Origin of the sequence: Pseudomonas sp. AO-1, from assembly GCF_019775695.1 — a bacterium.
GTDB classification, from domain to species: Bacteria; Pseudomonadota; Gammaproteobacteria; order Pseudomonadales; family Pseudomonadaceae; genus Aquipseudomonas; species Aquipseudomonas parakoreensis.
This window is the reverse complement of sequence record NZ_CP079947.1, coordinates 176803-195262: the sequence shown is the minus strand read 5'-3', so window position 1 is coordinate 195262 and position 18460 is coordinate 176803. Positions and strand designations below refer to the sequence as shown.

Genomic DNA, 18460 nt, shown 5'->3' with positions numbered 1-18460 from the left:
CCCAGGATCACGCCAACCGCCGGGCGACTAAAATACTGTCACACGACTGCAATAATTCCGTTATCTAATGCGGCGCAAGACAGTTAAATGACAAGAGGATTAAGGCATGGTTGGCAGGAGCATTCTGATCGTCGACGACGAAGCGCCCATTCGCGAAATGATCGCCGTTGCGTTGGAAATGGCCGGCTATGACTGCCTCGAGGCGGAGAACTCGCAGCAGGCACACGCCATCATCGTTGACCGCAAACCGGACCTGATCCTGCTCGACTGGATGCTGCCCGGCACCTCCGGCATCGAACTGGCCCGCCGCCTCAAGCGTGACGAGCTGACCGGGGACATCCCGATCATCATGCTCACCGCCAAGGGCGAAGAGGACAACAAGATCCAGGGGCTTGAAGTCGGCGCCGACGACTACATCACCAAGCCGTTTTCCCCACGCGAACTGGTCGCCCGCCTCAAGGCTGTGCTGCGCCGCGCCGGCCCGACCGATGGCGAAGCGCCGATCGAAGTCGGCGGCCTGCTGCTCGACCCGATCAGCCACCGCGTGACCATCGACGGCCGTCCGGCCGAGATGGGCCCGACCGAATACCGTCTGCTGCAATTCTTCATGACCCACCAGGAACGCGCCTACACGCGCGGGCAGTTGCTGGATCAGGTCTGGGGCGGCAACGTCTATGTTGAAGAGCGTACCGTCGACGTGCACATCCGGCGCCTGCGCAAAGCCCTCGGCGATGCCTACGAAAATCTGGTACAAACCGTGCGCGGCACCGGCTACCGGTTTTCCACCAAGGCCTGATCCGACCGCCAGACTCGCTGACAAGGACCGTATTTTCCGTGAATCAAAACTGGCATGGCACCCTGATTCGCCACATGCTGTTGCTGGTCACCGCCTGCCTGGTGATCGGCTTGATCAGCGGCTATTACGGCTGGAGCCTCGCTGCAGGCCTGGGCCTGTATCTGGCCTGGACGCTCAAGCAACTGCTGCGCCTGCACGAATGGCTGCGTCTGCACCAACCCGATGAAGCACCGCCCGACGGCTATGGCCTGTGGGGCGAGGTATTCGACAGCATCTACCACCTGCAACGCCGCGACCAACGGGTACGCGGGCGCCTGCAAGCGGTGATCGACCGGGTGCAGGAGTCCACCGCCGCGCTGAAAGATGCGGTGATCATGCTCGACAGCGACGGCAACCTGGAATGGTGGAACCGCGCCGCCGAAACCCTGCTCGGCCTCAAGACCCCGCAGGACAGCGGCCAACCGGTGACCAACCTGGTGCGCCATCCGCGCTTCAAGGAATACTTCGAGCAGGACAGCTACGCCGAACCGCTGGAAATCCCTTCGCCCACCAATGATCGTGTGCGCATCCAGCTGTACCTCACGCGTTACGGCAACAACGAACACTTGATGCTAGTGCGCGACGTCACGCGCATCCATCAGCTGGAACAGATGCGCAAAGACTTCATCGCCAACGTCTCCCACGAACTGCGCACGCCGCTGACGGTGATCTGCGGCTACCTGGAAACCTTGCTCGACAATGTCGAGGAAGTGAATCCGCGCTGGAGCCGCGCCCTGCAGCAGATGCAGCAACAGGGCGGGCGCATGCAGACCCTGCTCAACGACCTGCTGTTGCTGGCGAAACTGGAAGCCACCGATTACCCGTCGGACAATCAGCCGGTGCAGATCGACACCCTGCTGCAATCGATCAAGAGCGACGCCAAGCAGTTGTCCGGGCAGAAAAACCAGAAAATCACCCTCGAAGCCGACGGCAAGATCCTGCTCAAGGGCAGCGAGGCGGAACTGCGCAGCGCCTTCTCCAACCTGGTGTTCAACGCCGTGAAGTACACCCCGGCCGAGGGCAACATCCGCATTCGCTGGTGGGGCGACGAGCAAGGCGCGCACCTGAGCGTGCAGGACTCCGGGATCGGCATCGACAGCAAGCACCTGCCGCGCCTGACCGAACGCTTCTACCGTGTCGACTCCAGTCGCAACTCCAACACCGGCGGCACCGGGCTGGGCCTGGCAATCGTCAAACATGTGTTGCTGCGCCACCGCGCACGGATGGAGATCAGCAGCGTGCCTGGTCATGGCAGCACGTTCACCTGCCACTTCGCCCCGGCCCAGGTGGCCCAGGCACGGGCCATCAGCGCCGCCGAGTGATACCGGCCAGCACGCGCCACTAGGCAATCGCCAAGTCAGCCGCTACATTGGCTGACTTGCGTCTGCCTTTCAGGCGCGATTTTTTCTCTCTTACGAATCACACGGAACCTGCAAAACTCCATCATGGACCCTTCCCCTGGCTTGTCCCTCGCTACGATTTTCGCCGATTTCGGCATGATTCTTTTTGCTCTGATCCTGGTGTTGCTCAACGGCTTCTTCGTTGCGGCGGAATTCGCCATGGTCAAACTGCGCTCGACCCGGGTCGAGGCCATCGCCGACAAGAACGGCTGGCGCGGGCACATCCTGCGCACCGTTCACAGTCAACTGGATGCGTACCTCTCGGCCTGTCAGCTCGGTATCACCCTCGCCTCCCTTGGCCTGGGCTGGGTCGGTGAACCGGCGTTCGCGCACCTGCTCGAGCCGCTGCTGAGCGCGGTCGGCGTGCAGTCGCCGGAAGTGGTCAAAGGCATTTCGTTCTTTACCGCGTTCTTCATCATTTCCTACCTGCACATCGTGGTCGGTGAGCTGGCGCCCAAGTCATGGGCGATCCGCAAACCGGAGCTGCTGTCGCTGTGGACGGCAGTGCCGCTGTACCTGTTCTACTGGGCGATGTACCCGGCGATCTACCTGCTCAACGCCAGCGCCAACGCGATTCTGCGCATCGCCGGCCAAGGCGAACCCGGCCCGCACCACGAACACCATTACAGCCGCGAAGAACTGAAACTGATCCTGCACTCCAGCCGTGGCCAGGACCCGAGCGACCAAGGCATGCGCGTGCTGGCCTCGGCGGTGGAGATGGGCGAACTGGAAGTGGTCGACTGGGCCAACTCCCGCGAAGACCTGATCACCCTCGAATTCAACGCGCCGCTGAAAGAAATCCTCGCGATGTTCCGTCGCCACAAGTTCAGCCGCTACCCGGTGTACGACAGCGAGCGCCAGGAGTTCGTCGGCCTGCTGCACATCAAGGACCTGCTGCTGGAACTGGCGGCGCTGGACCATATTCCGGAGTCGTTCAACCTGGCCGAGTTGACCCGCCCGCTGGAGCGCGTGTCGCGGCACATGCCGCTGTCGCAGCTGCTGGAGCAGTTCCGCAAGGGCGGCTCGCACTTCGCCGTGGTGGAAGAAGCCGACGGCAACATCATCGGCTACCTGACCATGGAAGACGTGCTGGAAGTGCTGGTCGGCGACATTCAGGACGAACACCGCAAGGCCGAGCGCGGGATCCTCGCGTATCAGCCGGGCAAGCTGCTGGTACGCGGCGACACGCCGCTGTTCAAAGTTGAACGCCTGCTCGGTATCGACCTGGATCACATCGAAGCGGAAACCCTCGCCGGGCTGGTCTACGAGACCCTCAAGCGCGTCCCGGAAGAGGAAGAGGTGCTGGAAGTCGAAGGCCTGCGGATCATCATCAAGAAGATGAAAGGGCCGAAGATTGTGCTGGCCAAGGTGTTGATGCTGGATTGACGGGTGTTTTGGGGGACGCTTCTGTGGTGAGGGGATTGATCCCCCTCACCACAGAAGCCCCTCCACAGCGGCCCCCTAACGGTTTTACTGTTTGCCCAACGCAAAGTTGGGCAACGCCCCCAGCGGCTGGTTGAACTGATACGGAATCGACACCAGCCCCTGCCCGGTATTGCGCTGCACCACAAAGTGCAGGTGCGGGCCGCTGCTGTTGCCGGTATTGCCCGACAGCGCCAGCGGGCTGCCGACCGTCACCCGCTGCCCCTCGCGTACGCTCACCGAACCTTGCTTGAGGTGCAGGTACACACCCATCGTGCCGTCGTCATGCAGCACCCGGACGAAATTGCCGGACGCATCATTGCCGCGCCCGCTCTGTGAGTTTTCGGTTTTCACCACCACCCCGGCCCGTGCGGCAATGATCGGCGTGCCGACCGGCATGGCGATGTCCATCGCATACCGGTTCTTCGGCCCGTAATGGCTGTACTGGCCGTTGGCGCCCTGACTCAGACGGAACGGCCCGCCCCGCCACGGCAACGGATAGCGATAGCTCTGCGCGGCGCCTGCAGGGTCACCCAGCGAATACTGAAATTGCGGTGAATACACCAGCGGCTGACCCTGGGTAATCGCTGTGAGCAGCGCCAACCGGGTATTACTGCGCGCAGGCAGCACTCGGCGGATGGTCTGGGCCGGCACGCCACGCACGTTGCTCATCCCGGTAAACGCCAGCGCAATCTCGACCGGCGCATACAGATCGTTGCGCACGAACACCACGTCGGCGCCCTTCTGCTTCTTGATGTCGAGGTACACCTGGCGCTCCAGATGTTCGACCATGCGGTCCTGAAACACGAACACCTGCGAGCCTTTGCTCGGTCGGTCGCTGTACGAGACGACACCGTTGGCATCGGTGGATTTGTAGATGGTCATGGCCACAGTCGAGGTGGAGGCCAGGAAAAGACCACAGAGAAACAGCAGGCGCGCGAGCATGGGCAGGAATCTGTCGAAGGAAGGCCTGGAAAAGAGCCTAGCAGCTGAGACAGACCAGGCTAGTCGACAGATGTTTCAAGTTGCCCAGCGCACAAAGCAAAAGATCGCAGCCTGCGGCAGCTCCTACAGGGAAATGCATTCCAATGTAGGAGCTGCCGCAGGCTGCGATCTTTTCACAGACGCCGCTTACGCGCCCGGAACGAAGTGCTTCTGCGCCGTACCGCGGGCGATCAGGCGGGAGATGTAGTCGAGCTTCTGCGCATCCTGGTCGACGAAACGGAACGTCAGTTGCAGCCAGTCGCTGTCGGCTTTCTGTTCGTGGGCAACGATAGCGTGCAGGTAGCCGTTGAGGCGGGCGATTTCGGCGTTGTCGCCCTGCTCCAGATCGAGCACGGCGCTGTCGAGAATCTGCGGCAGGGCATCGGTGCGTTTCACCACCAACAGCGCTTCCTTGATGCTCAGGGCCTTGATCACGCATTGCTGGGTGCCGCTTGGCAGGCGCAGTTGGCCCTGGCCACGACCGCCGGCCGGCGCTTTGGAGGCGGCCGGAGCCTGGACTGGCGGGCTGTTGAGCAAGCCGCGGGACGGCACCGCAGCAGGCGCCGCCGCAGCGGCAGGCTTGGCAAACGGATTGGCCGCAGCAGAGGCCGGCGCAGCACCGACCACCGCAGGCTTGCCACCGGTCAGCGCACTCAGGGAATCGTTGCCGAATGCCGAATTCATCTTGGTCGGTGCGCTGTTCATCAGGGTGTCGAGCTTGCCGACCTTGTTCAGCGCCTGCTTGACCTTGGTCAGCAGTTGCTCGTTGGTGAACGGCTTGCTGACGTAGCCGGAAACGCCGGCCTGAATCGCCTGCACCACGTTCTCTTTATCACCACGGCTGGTGACCATGATGAATGGCATGGTCTTGAGATTGTCCTGCTCGCGGCACCAGGTCAGCAGTTCAAGACCGGACATTTCCGGCATTTCCCAGTCGCACAGCACCAGGTCGAATGCTTCCTTGGCCAACATGGCCTGAGCCTTTTTGCCGTTGATGGCATCCTCGGTGCGGATCCCCGGGAAGTAATTACGCAGGCACTTTTTCACCAGGTCGCGAATGAACGAAGCATCGTCCACGACCAACACACTGATCTTGCTCATCCAACACCCCTATAAAAATCCCGGCAAGCATACCGCTTTGCTGATGGCACATTGCCAACAATCTTCAGTCACGCCGGGACTTTTCGTTCGCGGGTGCTGCTTTTCAATTCGATTCTCTGTTCAAGCGCCATAAACAAAAACGCCCGGCCAAAGGGCCGGGCGCTTTTCTCAGGCAATCTTACTTATCGTCAGCATCGCCCGGAACATTAGCGGTTTCGCCGCTTGTGCCTTGAACTTCTTCTTTCATGCGTTTGAGGCCCAGGTGCCGCACATCGGTGCCGCGTACCAGGTAGATCACCAACTCCGAGATGTTGCGCGCGTGGTCGCCGATACGCTCCAGCGAACGCAGCACCCAGATGATGCTCAGAACCCGCGAAATGGAGCGCGGGTCTTCCATCATGTAGGTCGCCAGCTCACGCAGCGCGGTCTTGTATTCACGGTCGATGACCTTGTCGTATTGCGCCACCGACAGCGCCAGATCGGCGTCGAAGCGGGCAAAGGCGTCCAGCGCATCGCGCACCATGTTGCGCACCTGGTCGCCGATGTGACGCACTTCGACATAACCGCGCGGCGCTTCGCCTTCTTCGCACAGCTGGATGGCGCGGCGGGCGATCTTGGTCGCTTCGTCGCCGATGCGCTCCAGATCAATCACAGACTTGGAGATGCTGATGATCAGACGCAGGTCGGACGCCGCCGGCTGACGACGGGCGAGAATGCGCAGGCATTCTTCGTCGATGTTGCGTTCCATCTGATTGATCTGGTCGTCGATCTCGCGCACCTGCTGGGCCAGACCGGAATCGGCCTCGATCAGCGCGGTGACCGCGTCGTTGACCTGCTTCTCGACCAGCCCGCCCATGGCCAGGAGGTGGCTGCGCACTTCCTCAAGCTCGGCGTTGAACTGCGCGGAGATGTGGTGGGTAAGGCCTTCTTTACTAATCATGTTGGCGTCCTTGGAGCGTCCGGTAAGGTGCGGTGGGCCGCAGCGTCAATTCTGTGAATAACCGCAACTGTCAGCCATAACGACCGGTGATGTAGTCTTCGGTCTGTTTCTTCGCCGGATTGGTGAACAGGGTATCGGTGTCGCCGAATTCCACCAGTTTGCCCATGTACATGAACGCCGTGTAGTCGGAAACCCGCGCGGCCTGCTGCATGTTGTGGGTGACGATGACGATGGTGAACTTGGACTTCAGCTCGTAGATCAGCTCTTCGACTTTCAGGGTCGAGATCGGGTCGAGGGCCGAGCACGGCTCGTCGAGCAGCAACACTTCCGGCTCAACCGCGATGGTGCGGGCAATCACCAGACGCTGCTGCTGACCACCGGACAGGCCGAGTGCCGAGTCGTGCAGACGGTCTTTGACCTCATCCCACAGTGCAGCACCTTTCAACGCCCACTCGACGGCTTCGTCGAGGATGCGCTTCTTGTTGATGCCTTGAATGCGCAAACCGTAGACCACGTTTTCGTAAATGGTCTTGGGGAACGGGTTGGGCTTCTGGAACACCATGCCGACGCGACGACGCAACTCGGCGACGTCTTCACCCTTGCGGTAGATGTTGTTGCCGTACAGGTTGATCGCACCTTCGACACGGCAGCCGTCAACCAGGTCGTTCATACGATTGAAGGTGCGCAGCAGCGTGGACTTGCCGCAGCCGGACGGGCCGATGAACGCGGTCACGCGCTGTTTCGGGATGTTCATGCTGACGTCGAACAGCGCCTGCTTCTCACCGTAGAACAGGCTCAGGCCCGGGACTTCGATGGCCACCGTTTCCTGCTCGAGGCTCAGGCTCTGCTTGTCGCGACCCAGGGCCGACATGTTGATGCCGTGGGTATGTGTTTCGTGCTGCATGGGAGGCTCCCTGTGCTAACAAATTCGGTTCGTTGTACCGCCGGACAACGCCAGCGGGTTACTCAAATTCTGTGTCTGTCGCGATTCCTGTGGGAGCTGGCTTGCCAGCGATGGCATCACCGCGGTGTTACTGGCAGACCGAGTCGTCTGCATCGCTGGCAAGCCAGCTCCCACAGGGTTTGTGTCAACTATCCAGTGCTTTGTACTTCTCGCGCAGGTGGTTACGAATCCACACCGCCGACAGGTTCAACGTGGCGATCACCAGCACCAGCAGCAGCGCCGTGGCGTACACCAGTGGTCGTGCCGCTTCGACGTTCGGGCTCTGGAAGCCGACGTCGTAGATGTGGAAGCCCAGGTGCATGATCTTCTGGTCCAGGTGCAGGTACGGGTAGTTGCCGTCCACCGGCAGCGACGGCGCCAGCTTCACCACACCCACCAGCATCAGCGGCGCCACTTCACCGGCGGCGCGGGCCACGGCGAGGATCATGCCGGTCATCATGGCCGGGCTGGCCATTGGCAGGACGATCTTCCACAGCGTCTCAGCCTTGGTCGCGCCCAGTGCCAGCGAGCCTTCACGGACGGTGCGCGGGATACGCGCCAGACCTTCCTCGGTCGCCACGATCACCACCGGCACCGCCAGCAGCGCCAGGGTCAACGAAGCCCAGAGCAGACCCGGTGTGCCGAACGTCGGCGCCGGCAGCGCTTCAGGGAAGAACAGACGGTCGACCGAACCACCCAGCACGTAGACGAAGAAGCCCAGACCGAACACGCCGTAGACGATCGCCGGCACACCGGCGAGGTTGTTCACCGCGATGCGGATCACTCGGGTCAGGGTGTTCTGCTTGGCGTATTCACGCAGGTACACCGCCGCCAGCACGCCGAACGGGGTGACGATCATCGCCATGATCAGGGTCATCATCACGGTGCCGAAGATCGCCGGGAAGATCCCGCCTTCGGTGTTCGCTTCACGCGGGTCATCCGAGAGGAACTCCCAGACCTTGCCGAAGTAGAAACCGATCTTGGTCATCGTGCCCATGGCGTTCGGCTGGTAAGCGTGAACCACTTTGCCCAGGCTGATTTCGATCTCTTTGCCGTTTGCATCGCGGGCGGTCAACGCGTCGCGGTTGAACTGCGCATGCAGATCGCTCAGGCGTGCTTCGACATCCTGATAACGCGCGTTCAGCTCGGCACGCTCGGCGTCCATGTCCGCTTGCGCGGTGGCGTCGAGCTTGCCGTCCAGTTCCAGCTTGCGCCCGTGCAGACGGATGCGTTCCAGCCCTGCGTTGATCGCACCGATGTCAGTCTTTTCCAGCGATTTGAGCTGTGCAGCCAGGCCGTTCACCCGGTTGATCCGCGCTTGTAGCTCAGGCCACGCCGCTTCACCTTCGGCGATGACCTTGCCGTCCTGTTTGACGTTGACCAGGTAGCCGTAGAAGTTGCCCCACTCGCGACGCTCGATCGCCATCAGTTCCGGCGGCGTGGTCTGCTTGGTCAGCCACTCGCCGACCACCCAGGTGAAATCGTTGCCGTTCAGGTCGCGGTTACCGACCTTGATCAGCTCGCGGGTCATGAATTCCGGGCCCTGATCAGGCACCGGCAGGCCGGCGCTTTTCAGGCGTGCGCGCGGTACTTCTTCTTTCTGGACCACTTCGCCGATGACCAGGTGATTGGCCTGGCCCGGTACGTCGTAGCTGGCGTGGATCAGGTCCGCCGGCCAGAAGTGACCCAGACCGCGCACGGCAATCACCGCCAGCAGGCCAATGGTCATGATGACCGCGATGGACACCGCGCCACCGCTGATCCAGACGCCCGGGGCGCCGCTCTTGAACCATCCATTCAGGGAGTTCTGTTTCACAGACTTCTACCTTTCTTAAAGCGACGAGTATTTCTTGCGCAGACGCTGACGAATCAGTTCTGCCAGGGTGTTCATGACGAAGGTGAACAACAGCAGCACCAGCGCCGAGAGGAACAGCACGCGGTAGTGGCTGCCGCCGACTTCCGACTCAGGCATTTCCACCGCGACGTTGGCGGCCAGGGTGCGCAGGCCTTCGAACAGGTTCATTTCCATGACCGGGGTGTTACCCGTGGCCATCAGCACGATCATGGTTTCGCCGACCGCACGGCCCATGCCGATCATCAGCGCCGAGAAAATGCCCGGGCTGGCGGTGAGGATCACCACCCGGGTCATGGTCTGCCACGGCGTGGCACCGAGCGCCAGGGAGCCAAGGGTCAGGCCACGCGGCACGCTGAACACGGCATCTTCGGCAATCGAGTAGATGTTCGGGATCACCGCAAAACCCATCGCCAGCCCCACCACCAGAGCGTTGCGCTGGTCGTAGGTGATGCCCAGGTCGTGGGAGATCCACATGCGCATGTCACCGCCGAAGAACCAGTTCTCCATGTACGGGCTCATGTACAACGACAGCCAGCCCACGAACAGAATCACCGGAATCAGCAGTGCACTTTCCCAGCCATCCGGGACTTTCAGGCGGATCGACTCGGGTAGACGACTGAAAGTGAAACCGGCCACCAGAATGCCGATCGGCAACAGCATCAGCAGGCTGAAGATGCCCGGCAGATGCCCTTCCACATACGGGGCGAGGAACAGACCGGCGAAAAACCCGAGGATCACCGTCGGCATCGCTTCCATCAGCTCGATCACCGGCTTGACCTTGCGGCGCATGCCCGGGGCCATGAAGTAGGCGGTGTAGATCGCAGCAGCAACCGCCAGCGGTGCCGCCAGCAACATCGCGTAGAACGCCGCTTTCAGGGTGCCGAAGGTCAGTGGCGAGAGGCTCAGTTTCGGTTCGAAATCGGTGTTGGCCGCCGTCGATTGCCAGACGTATTTAGGCTCGTCGTAGTTCTCGTACCAGACCTTGCTCCACAACGCGCTCCACGACACTTCCGGGTGCGGGTTGTCGAGCAGCAGCGGTTGCAGCTTGCCGCCGGCCTCGACGATCACCCGGTTGGCGCGCGGCGACAGGCCGAACAGGCCCTGACCTTCGGCCACCGGCTCGACCAGCAACGTGCGGTGCGCGGTGCTGTGGAACACACCGAGCTTGCCGCTGGCATCGAGGGCCACGAAGCCCTTGCGACGCTCTTCGGCGGTGATTTCAACGATCGGCGTGGTGCCCATCTGGAAGGTACGGATCTGCTTCAGGCGCAGTTCGCCATCGGTGTCACGGGCCATGAACCACTGGGCCAGGCCACCCTTGGAGTCACCGATGATCAGCGAGATGCCACCCACCAGTTGCGTGCTCGCAGTGACTTCGGCGTCAGCGTTTTCCAGCAGTTTGTAGCGACCGTTGAGGCTCTTGTCGCGCAGGCTGAACACGTCGGCCTGGGCGCGCCCGTTGACCACGTACAGCCATTGCTGGCGCGGGTCGACGAAGATGTTTTTCACCGGCTCGGTCATCTGCGGCAGTTCGATACGCTTCTGCTCGTTGGTGACTTCGCCGGTCATCATGTTTTCTTCGCTGGTCAGCGACAGCACATTAAGTTGCGCACCGGTCGAACCCACCAGCATCAACGTCGAATCGGTCGCATTGAGGCTCACGTGCTCCAGTGCCCCGCCGCTCTCGTTCACAGCGATCGGCGCTTCGCCGTACGGGTATTCGATGGCCGGGGTGATGGTTTTCTTGCCATCGGGATAGCTGACTTTATAGGTGTGACGGAACACCAGCGCCTGGCCGTTGGACAGGCCCACCGCTACCAGTGGATGACCTGGCTGATCTTCGCCAATGGAAGTAACGGTAGCGCCAGCAGGAACCGGCAGATCGACGCGCTTCAATTCAGCGCCACTGTCGATGTCGAAGAACAGCGCCTGGCCCTTGTCGGAAACGCGCATCGCCACCTGATTCTGCTCTTCGAGCGAAATCATCAGCGGCTTGCCGGCGTCCTGCATCCAGGCTGGGGTAATGGCATCTTTCGCGGTCAGGCTGGCACCCTGGAACAACGGGGCAACGACGTAGGCGAGGAAGAAGAAGATCAGCGTGATGGCTGCCAGCACCGCCAGACCGCCAACGAGGACGTACCAGCGGGTGAAGCGATCCTTGAGCGCGCGGATGCGGCGCTTGCGTTGCAACTCAGGCGTATTGAAGTCAATGCGCTTGGGAGGGTTCGTAGTCATTTTGGAATTGGCCAGATCATTCATGCGCACACCCTAGCGATCCTGTATGACAGAAAGATGACAATGCAGTGACGCAGCAAATCCGCCGCCAGCAGGGCACTGGCAGTGGATAAAAGAATTCGGGGAGTGTGGGGCGAACTTGCTCGCGAAAGTGCCGGTTCTGAAGGCCGCTTCGCGAGCAGGCTCGCTCCCACATGAGTCAGGCGGGGTTTACCCCTGACTCAGTTTGTTACTTTTTTGCGACTTCAGCGCCGCCTTCCTGCAGACCCAGGTCAGCCAGTGCTTTTGCAGCAACCTTCGCCGGCAGCGGGATGTAGCCATCTTTCACCACCACTTCCTGGCCCTGTTTGGACAGAACCAGTTTCACGAACTCAGCTTCCAGCGGGGCCAGAGGCTTGTTCGGGGCCTTGTTCACGTAAACGTAGAGGAAGCGCGACAGTGGGTACTTGCCGTTCAGGGCGTTTTCTTCGGTGTCTTCGATGAAGTCAGTGCTGCCTTTCTTCGACAGAGCAACAGTCTTCACGCTGGCAGTCTTGTAGCCGATGCCCGAGTAACCGATGCCGTTCAGCGAGGAGCTGATCGACTGCACAACCGACGCCGAACCTGGTTGTTCGTTGACGTTAGGCTTGTAGTCGCCTTTGCACAGGGCTTCTTCCTTGAAGTAGCCGTAAGTGCCGGATACCGAGTTACGACCGAACAGTTGCACTGGCTTGTTGGCCAGGTCGCCGGTCACGCCCAGGTCGCCCCAGGTTTTCACGTCGGCTTTGGCGCCGCACAGACGGGTGGACGAGAAGATCGCGTCAACCTGTTCCATGGTCAGGTGCTGGATCGGGTTGTCCTTGTGCACGAACACCGCCAGGGCGTCCACGGCCACCGGAATAGCAGTTGGCTTGTAGCCGTATTTCTGTTCGAAGGCCGCCAGTTCGGTGTCCTTCATCTTGCGGCTCATCGGGCCCAGGTTGGAGGTGCCTTCAGTCAGCGCAGGTGGCGCGGTGGCGGAGCCAGCGGCCTGAATCTGGATGTTTACGTTCGGGTATTCTTTCTTGTAGTTCTCAGCCCACAGGGTCATGAGGTTGGCCAGAGTGTCGGAACCAACGCTGGACAAGTTGCCCGATACACCGGTGACCTTGGTGTAAGCCGGAATTGCCGGGTCAACGCCAGCGGCTACCGCGTGGGCAGTCGCAACGCCAGCAGCGACAAAAGTCATTGCCGCCATCAAACGCTTCAGTTTCATGCCTTACTCCTAGCAGATAGGGTGTGTTAAGTCGGGGCCAAGTATCAGCAGGCCGTGTGAACACTCTATGGCTGAAATATGACAATTGGATGAAAGGCCAGCATCTGGGTTTTACTGAATGATTCGAGTGGCCCCCTTCGCGAGCAGGCTCGCTCCCACAGTTGAAATGCATTCCAATGTGGAAGCGAGCCTGCTCGCGAAGGGGCCGGTACTGCTGGAGGAAATTCGGGATCAGCGCCCCTTGTTCCAGAGCCACGCGCCAACAAGAATCCCCATCGTGCACAGCACCGCCACATAGTAGGCCGGGCCCATCGCACTCTCTTTAAGCAGCAGGCTGACCACCATCGGCGTCAGGCCACCGAAGATCGCGTACGCCACGTTGTACGAGAACGACAGCCCGCTGAAGCGCACCACCGGCGGGAACGCTTTCACCATCACATAAGGCACCGCGCCGATGGTGCCGACCAGCAGACCGGTCAGGGCATACAGCGGGAACAGCCAGTTCGGGTGGTCGGCGAGGCTGTGATAGAAGGTCCAGGAGCTGATCAACAGGCCCAGGCTACCGAAGACAAACACCCGGCCGGCGCCGAAACGGTCGGCCATGGCACCGGAGATGATGCAGCCGACGCTGAGGAACACGATCGCCAGGCTGTTCGATTGCAGCGCCACCGTTGGCGAAAAGTGATAGACCGTCTGCAGCACGGTCGGGGTCATCAGAATCACCACGACGATCCCGGCGGACAGCAGCCAGGTCAGCAGCATCGAGATCGCAATCGCCCCGCGATGGTCACGCAGTACAGCGCGCAGCGGTACTTCTTCGGCCAGCGCCTTGCGCAGTTGCAGCTCAGCGAACACCGGAGTTTCGTGCAGCCAGCGGCGCAGATAGACCGAGAACAGGCCGAATACGCCGCCGAGCAGGAACGGGATCCGCCAGGCGTAATCCGCGACTTCCACCGGCGTATAAATGCTGTTGATCGCGGTGGCGACCAGCGAGCCGAGCAAAATGCCGGCAGTCAGGCCACTGGTCAGGGTCCCGCAGGCGTAGCCGATGTGCTTTTGCGGCACGTGTTCGGAAACGAAGACCCACGCCCCCGGCACCTCACCGCCAATCGCCGCGCCCTGGATCACTCGCATCAGCAACAGCAGGATCGGCGCCCACAGGCCGATCTGTGCGTAGGTTGGCAGCAGGCCCATGATCAGGGTCGGCACGGCCATCATGAAAATGCTCAGGGTGAACATTTTCTTGCGCCCCAGCAGGTCGCCGAAGTGCGCCATGACGATGCCGCCCAGCGGCCGCGCAAGGTAACCGGCGGCGAAAATGCCGAAGGTCTGCATCAGGCGCAGCCACTCGGGCATGTCGGCCGGGAAGAACAGCTTGCCGACCACGGTGGCGAAGAACACGAAGATGATGAAATCGTAAAACTCCAGCGCACCGCCCAAGGCCGATAGCGACAGAGTCTTGTAATCATTGCGGGTCAGGGGGCGTGCAGGTTGCTCGGGCTGCGCGAGGCTCGAAGGCGCTGTGGTCATGGCAAGGGCTTCTCTTATAGGCGGATCTACCGCCACAACAACGCTGGCTGTGGCTTGGGCAGGTTCGGCACCATAGCAAATTGTTCGAAAAAGCACATAGAGGCGCGTATTTGACGGTCAAAATCAGAACCCGATGGTCGTCGTGGAGTCTACCGACCGATATACTCGCAACCTTGCTCCGGTTTGTAGGGGGTTGCTGTGCGAAAACGTCGTTGGTCGCCCTGGTGCGTGGATCCAGCCGCTTTCGCAGAGTTTCCCTTTAGACGCCTATGGAAAACGTGACGAACGCAGTATGTTCGGTGCTGAATCGTTTTTCCTGAAGACGGCTACCACCAGCAATACCAACGAAGAGTCACGGGTCAGAGGCACCCCCGGCATGATAGAGCTCGAACAAGAAGATCCGATCCCGCAAGGCGACCTGGCCTTGCAAATCACCGCACTCCCGCGCGAGACCAACGGCTTTGGCGATATTTTCGGCGGCTGGCTGGTGGCGCAGATGGACCTGGCGGGGACCGCGATGGCCAGCCGCGTTGCCGGTGGCCGTGTGGCGACCGTGGCCATCGACCGCATGGCCTTTCTGGTGCCGGTCGCGGTCGGTGCGCAATTGTCCTTTTATACCCAGACCCTGGAAATCGGCCGCAGCTCGATCCAGATGATGGTCGAAGTGTGGAGCGACGATCCGTTGTCCAGCGAGTGGCGTAAAGTGACCGAGGCGGTATTCGTCTTCGTCGCCATCGACGGCAGCGGTCGCACCCGCTCAGTGCCACCGCGCGCGCGTTAAACATCGCCGCGGTTTTGCGGTCGATAGTCGTCCCAAGTGTCTGATCGAGAGCTGTCCCATGAACACGCCCAACGTTGAAGCCGTGAAACTGGATGAACTGAACTGCTGGCGCATCCGCCACGGTCAGGCCGAAGTGCTGGTGGCCCAGCAAGGCGCGCACATCCTCAGTTATCAGATCGACGGCCAGCCGCCGATCATCTGGCTCAACGACAAGGCTGTGTTCAAGACCGGCAAGAGCATCCGCGCCGGTGTGCCGGTGTGCTGGCCGTGGTTCGGCAAGTTCGAACGCAACCCGCAGCACGTGCAGGCCATGTACACCGGTGAGCAACCGGCACCCGCACACGGTCTGGTGCGAGCGATGGATTGGGAGCTGGGCGGCATCGAATCAGAGGCTGACGGCGTCAAGGTCGAATTCAAGCTGCCCTACCCCGAAGGTGGCCTGCCGGGCTGGCCGCATCAGGTCGATCTGACCCTGACCCTGCATCTGAATGATCAGTTGCACATCAGCCTGACCAGCCATAACCGGGGTGTCGAAACCGTCAGCATCAGCCAGGCGCTGCACACTTATTTCGCAGTCAGCGATGTGCGCAACGTGCACATCGACGGTGTGGACGGTCTGGAGTACATCGAGACCCTGGACAACTGGAACACTCACCACCAGCAAGGCGCACTGCGCTTCGCCGGGGAAACCGACCGCATCTACCTCGAGGCTCCGCCGCAACTGATTATCGTCGACCCGGCCTGGGAGCGGCTCATCGTACTGACCGCAAGCGGCTCACGCACCGCAGTGATCTGGAACCCGTGGATCGACCGCGCCGCCGCGTTCAGCGACATGGACAACGACGGCTGGCAGCGCATGCTGTGCATCGAGACGGCGAATGTGATGAATGATGTGGTCACGCTAGGCTCGGATGCGAGCCATACCATGGGTGTGAGCATCGGCAGCAAACCGCTCTAACGAACACCGCAATCTCAATGTGAATGAAAGCCTTTGTGGTGAGGGGATTTATCCCCGATGGCCTGCCGAGCAGGCCCTTGCCCTTGATTCAAAGCGGGGGTCGCTGCGCAACCCATCGCGGATAAATCCCCTCGCTACAATTGTTCAGGTGTTAGAGATCAGACTCCTGCACCACCCGCACCTTGTCCGCATCCAGCGCATACGCCGCATCGGCCAGGTCATTGCTGACCTTCTCGATCTTCAGCGTGCCGGTCACCCACAGCGGCGTGTAGATGTCATCCAGCTTCAAGCCCTTGGGATAACGCACCAGCACCAGTTGATTCGGCGGCGGTGGCGGTACGTGGATGCACGCGCCCGGGTATGGCACCAGGAAGAACAGCGTGCTGCGACCCTTCGCATCGGATTCCAGCGGCACCGGGTAACCACCGATGCGGATGTGCTTGTCGTTCATCGACGCCACGGTCTTGGTCGAATACATCACCGCCGGCAAACCCTTGGCCTGCTTCATCCCGCCCTTCTCGGTGAAGGTGCCGGTGGCTTCCGGGGAGTTGTGGTCGATTTCGGGCATGGCCTCGAGGGCTTTCTGGTCCGACTTGGGCATCAGTTCCAGCCAGTCGGTTTCCGGCAGTTCGCCGGCGTGGGCCAGACCGCTGCCCAGCAAAAGGAGAGTCAACAAAAGACGGCGCATGGAGGTGCTCGGTAAAAAATGCTCGGATAAAGGAAGGACGTTGAATCGCCGAGCATTCTAGCCCTCCCTGCCGCGTTGGCAGAGAGGACTTGGTCGCTTGGATCAGTTCTTTTTGATCAGGCCGTAGATCACCAGCAGCACGATCGCGCCGACCAGCGCACCGATGAAGCCAGCGCCTTGACCTGCCTGATAGATACCCAGGGCCTGGCCGCCGTAAGTGGCCGCCAGCGAACCGCCGATACCGAGCAGGATGGTCATGATCCAGCCCATGCTGTCATCGCCCGGTTTGAGGAAGCGTGCCAGCAGGCCGACGATCAAGCCGATAAAGATGGTTCCGATAATTCCCATGGCATTTCCCTCTGACACTCAATAGTAGATATGCCAAAGCCTAGTCAGACTTTGGCATCCTGCCATGAGAGAACGGCGAGCCCTGAATGGTTCCGCCGCTGCCAGATGAAACTGTCGTTACTCGGCGATCAGCGCTTCGACCTTGACGATCTGCGCCTGCAGCGTGGCCATGTCGGCGCAGCGCAGGTTGGCGTGACCGACCTTGCGCCCGGCCTTGAAGGCTTTGCCGTAGTGATGCAGATGGCAGTCTTCGATGGCGATGACTTTCTCAACCGGCGGAACCACGCCGATGAAGTTGAGCATGGCGCTCTCGCCGACCTTGGCCGTCGAGCCCAGCGGCAGGCCGGCTACGGCGCGCAGATGGTTTTCGAACTGGCTGCACTCGGCGCCTTCGGTGGTCCAGTGCCCGGAGTTGTGCACGCGCGGGGCGATCTCGTTGGCCTTGAGGCCACCGTCGACTTCAAAGAACTCGAACGCCATCACGCCGACGTAATCCAGCTGCTTGAGCACACGGCTGGAGTAGTCTTCGGCCAACGCCTGCAGCGGGTGATTGGTGCTCGCCACCGATAGCTTGAGGATGCCACTGTCGTGGGTGTTGTGCACCAGCGGGTAGAAGCGGGTTTCACCATCGCGGGCACGCACGGCGATCAGCGAAACCTCACCGGTGAACGGCACGAAGCCTTCCAGCAGGCAGGCCACGCTGCCCAGCTCGGCGAAGGTGCCGACCACGTCTTCCGGCTTGCGCAGGACTTTCTGACCCTTGCCGTCGTAACCCAGGGTGCGGGTTTTCAGCACGGCCGGCAGACCGATCGAAGCCACGGCGGCGTCCAGGTCGGCTTGCGATTGAATGTCGGCGAAGGCCGGAGTCGGAATCCCCAGGTCCTTGAACATGCTCTTCTCGAACCAGCGATCACGGGCGATGCGCAGGGCTTCGGCGCTCGGATAGACCGGGACGAATTGCGAGAGAAACGCCACGGTTTCCGCCGGGACGCTTTCGAACTCGAAGGTTACCAGGTCGACTTCGTCAGCCAGTTGGCGCAGGTGATCCTGATCGCCGTAATCGGCCCGCAGGTGTTCGCCCAGCGCGGCGGCACAAGCGTCCGGCGCAGGGTCGAGGAAAGCGAAGTTCATGCCCAGCGGAGTGCCCGCCAGCGCCAACATACGGCCCAACTGGCCGCCACCGATTACACCGATCTTCATCTCAAC

16 protein-coding genes are annotated in these 18460 nt (G+C 61.2%); 5 read left to right on the top strand and 11 right to left on the bottom strand.

Going from position 1 to position 18460, the window contains the following annotated elements:
• Nucleotides 1-106: 106 nt before the first annotated feature.
• The 3 genes from phoB to KVQ82_RS00835 all read left to right on the top strand — a co-directional run bounded on the left by phoB (nucleotide 107) and on the right by KVQ82_RS00835 (nucleotide 3621).
• Nucleotides 107-796, top strand: a complete 690-nt coding sequence (phoB, locus tag KVQ82_RS00845) for a phosphate regulon transcriptional regulator PhoB (RefSeq protein ID WP_003229608.1) — start codon at nucleotides 107-109, stop codon at nucleotides 794-796.
• 74 nt (nucleotides 797-870) lie between these two features.
• The gene (phoR, locus tag KVQ82_RS00840; protein ID WP_260688132.1) at nucleotides 871-2157 is read left to right on the top strand and encodes a phosphate regulon sensor histidine kinase PhoR; all 1287 of its coding nucleotides are present in this window, start codon (nucleotides 871-873) and stop codon (nucleotides 2155-2157) included.
• Nucleotides 2158-2280: 123 nt separating this feature from the next.
• Nucleotides 2281-3621: a hemolysin family protein gene (locus KVQ82_RS00835; protein WP_007962298.1), complete on the top strand. Its 1341-nt coding sequence runs from the start codon at nucleotides 2281-2283 to the stop codon at nucleotides 3619-3621.
• Between the two features lie 84 nt (nucleotides 3622-3705).
• Here the strand turns inward: KVQ82_RS00835 and KVQ82_RS00830 are convergent, their stop codons facing one another.
• The 8 genes from KVQ82_RS00830 to KVQ82_RS00795 all read right to left on the bottom strand — a co-directional run bounded on the left by KVQ82_RS00830 (nucleotide 3706) and on the right by KVQ82_RS00795 (nucleotide 14479).
• Nucleotides 3706-4602 (bottom strand): M23 family metallopeptidase, encoded by an 897-nt coding sequence (locus KVQ82_RS00830; protein ID WP_041071631.1) that lies wholly within the window; start codon nucleotides 4600-4602, stop codon nucleotides 3706-3708.
• 186 nt (nucleotides 4603-4788) lie between these two features.
• A complete protein-coding gene (locus tag KVQ82_RS00825) occupies nucleotides 4789-5742 on the bottom strand; it encodes a response regulator (RefSeq protein WP_222017567.1) in 954 nt (317 codons plus the stop codon).
• A 178-nt stretch (nucleotides 5743-5920) separates the two neighbouring features.
• A complete protein-coding gene (phoU, locus tag KVQ82_RS00820; protein WP_007962290.1) occupies nucleotides 5921-6682 on the bottom strand; it encodes a phosphate signaling complex protein PhoU in 762 nt (253 codons plus the stop codon).
• Between the two features lie 70 nt (nucleotides 6683-6752).
• Nucleotides 6753-7586, bottom strand: coding sequence for a phosphate ABC transporter ATP-binding protein PstB (gene pstB, locus KVQ82_RS00815; protein ID WP_007962289.1), 834 nt, complete (start codon nucleotides 7584-7586; stop codon nucleotides 6753-6755).
• A 184-nt stretch (nucleotides 7587-7770) separates the two neighbouring features.
• The gene (gene pstA / locus KVQ82_RS00810) at nucleotides 7771-9441 is read right to left on the bottom strand and encodes a phosphate ABC transporter permease PstA (RefSeq protein WP_041071636.1); all 1671 of its coding nucleotides are present in this window, start codon (nucleotides 9439-9441) and stop codon (nucleotides 7771-7773) included.
• Between the two features lie 15 nt (nucleotides 9442-9456).
• The gene (locus KVQ82_RS00805) at nucleotides 9457-11490 is read right to left on the bottom strand and encodes an ABC transporter permease subunit (RefSeq protein WP_174376841.1); all 2034 of its coding nucleotides are present in this window, start codon (nucleotides 11488-11490) and stop codon (nucleotides 9457-9459) included.
• A 454-nt stretch (nucleotides 11491-11944) separates the two neighbouring features.
• A complete protein-coding gene (locus tag KVQ82_RS00800; protein ID WP_086792482.1) occupies nucleotides 11945-12949 on the bottom strand; it encodes a phosphate ABC transporter substrate-binding protein PstS in 1005 nt (334 codons plus the stop codon).
• A 231-nt stretch (nucleotides 12950-13180) separates the two neighbouring features.
• Complete coding sequence (locus tag KVQ82_RS00795) at nucleotides 13181-14479, bottom strand: MFS transporter (RefSeq protein ID WP_198758415.1); 1299 nt, start codon at nucleotides 14477-14479, stop codon at nucleotides 13181-13183.
• Between the two features lie 376 nt (nucleotides 14480-14855).
• On the opposite strand from KVQ82_RS00795, the gene KVQ82_RS00790 reads away from it, so the two are divergent.
• The gene (locus KVQ82_RS00790) at nucleotides 14856-15260 is read left to right on the top strand and encodes an acyl-CoA thioesterase (protein ID WP_003229628.1); all 405 of its coding nucleotides are present in this window, start codon (nucleotides 14856-14858) and stop codon (nucleotides 15258-15260) included.
• 58 nt (nucleotides 15261-15318) lie between these two features.
• Nucleotides 15319-16218 (top strand): D-hexose-6-phosphate mutarotase, encoded by a 900-nt coding sequence (locus KVQ82_RS00785; protein WP_222017565.1) that lies wholly within the window; start codon nucleotides 15319-15321, stop codon nucleotides 16216-16218.
• 151 nt (nucleotides 16219-16369) lie between these two features.
• Here KVQ82_RS00785 and KVQ82_RS00780 read toward each other — a convergent pair whose 3' ends face one another.
• The 3 genes from KVQ82_RS00780 to KVQ82_RS00770 all read right to left on the bottom strand — a co-directional run bounded on the left by KVQ82_RS00780 (nucleotide 16370) and on the right by KVQ82_RS00770 (nucleotide 18454).
• Entirely contained in the window at nucleotides 16370-16906 is a 537-nt protein-coding gene (locus KVQ82_RS00780; RefSeq protein WP_007962278.1) for a DUF3299 domain-containing protein, read from the bottom strand.
• 102 nt (nucleotides 16907-17008) lie between these two features.
• A complete protein-coding gene (locus tag KVQ82_RS00775) occupies nucleotides 17009-17254 on the bottom strand; it encodes a GlsB/YeaQ/YmgE family stress response membrane protein (protein WP_003229635.1) in 246 nt (81 codons plus the stop codon).
• 117 nt (nucleotides 17255-17371) lie between these two features.
• Complete coding sequence (locus KVQ82_RS00770) at nucleotides 17372-18454, bottom strand: 5-(carboxyamino)imidazole ribonucleotide synthase (protein ID WP_198758417.1); 1083 nt, start codon at nucleotides 18452-18454, stop codon at nucleotides 17372-17374.
• Nucleotides 18455-18460 lie beyond the last annotated feature (6 nt).

Excerpts from the sequence above, each read along its gene's own strand:
- phoB (WP_003229608.1), top strand. The coding sequence starts at position 107 with ATGGTTGGCAGGAGCATTCTGATCGTCGACGACGAAGCGCCCATTCGC.
- phoR (WP_260688132.1), top strand. The coding sequence starts at position 871 with ATGCTGTTGCTGGTCACCGCCTGCCTGGTGATCGGCTTGATCAGCGGC.
- KVQ82_RS00835 (WP_007962298.1), top strand. The coding sequence starts at position 2,281 with ATGGACCCTTCCCCTGGCTTGTCCCTCGCTACGATTTTCGCCGATTTC.
- KVQ82_RS00830 (WP_041071631.1), bottom strand. The coding sequence starts at position 4,602 with ATGCTCGCGCGCCTGCTGTTTCTCTGTGGTCTTTTCCTGGCCTCCACC.
- KVQ82_RS00825 (WP_222017567.1), bottom strand. The coding sequence starts at position 5,742 with ATGAGCAAGATCAGTGTGTTGGTCGTGGACGATGCTTCGTTCATTCGC.
- phoU (WP_007962290.1), bottom strand. The coding sequence starts at position 6,682 with ATGATTAGTAAAGAAGGCCTTACCCACCACATCTCCGCGCAGTTCAAC.
- pstB (WP_007962289.1), bottom strand. The coding sequence starts at position 7,586 with ATGCAGCACGAAACACATACCCACGGCATCAACATGTCGGCCCTGGGT.
- KVQ82_RS00805 (WP_174376841.1), bottom strand. The coding sequence starts at position 11,490 with ATGCAGGACGCCGGCAAGCCGCTGATGATTTCGCTCGAAGAGCAGAAT.
- KVQ82_RS00800 (WP_086792482.1), bottom strand. The coding sequence starts at position 12,949 with ATGAAACTGAAGCGTTTGATGGCGGCAATGACTTTTGTCGCTGCTGGC.
- KVQ82_RS00795 (WP_198758415.1), bottom strand. The coding sequence starts at position 14,479 with ATGACCACAGCGCCTTCGAGCCTCGCGCAGCCCGAGCAACCTGCACGC.
- KVQ82_RS00790 (WP_003229628.1), top strand. The coding sequence starts at position 14,856 with ATGATAGAGCTCGAACAAGAAGATCCGATCCCGCAAGGCGACCTGGCC.
- KVQ82_RS00785 (WP_222017565.1), top strand. The coding sequence starts at position 15,319 with ATGAACACGCCCAACGTTGAAGCCGTGAAACTGGATGAACTGAACTGC.
- KVQ82_RS00780 (WP_007962278.1), bottom strand. The coding sequence starts at position 16,906 with ATGCGCCGTCTTTTGTTGACTCTCCTTTTGCTGGGCAGCGGTCTGGCC.
- KVQ82_RS00775 (WP_003229635.1), bottom strand. The coding sequence starts at position 17,254 with ATGGGAATTATCGGAACCATCTTTATCGGCTTGATCGTCGGCCTGCTG.
- KVQ82_RS00770 (WP_198758417.1), bottom strand. The coding sequence starts at position 18,454 with ATGAAGATCGGTGTAATCGGTGGCGGCCAGTTGGGCCGTATGTTGGCG.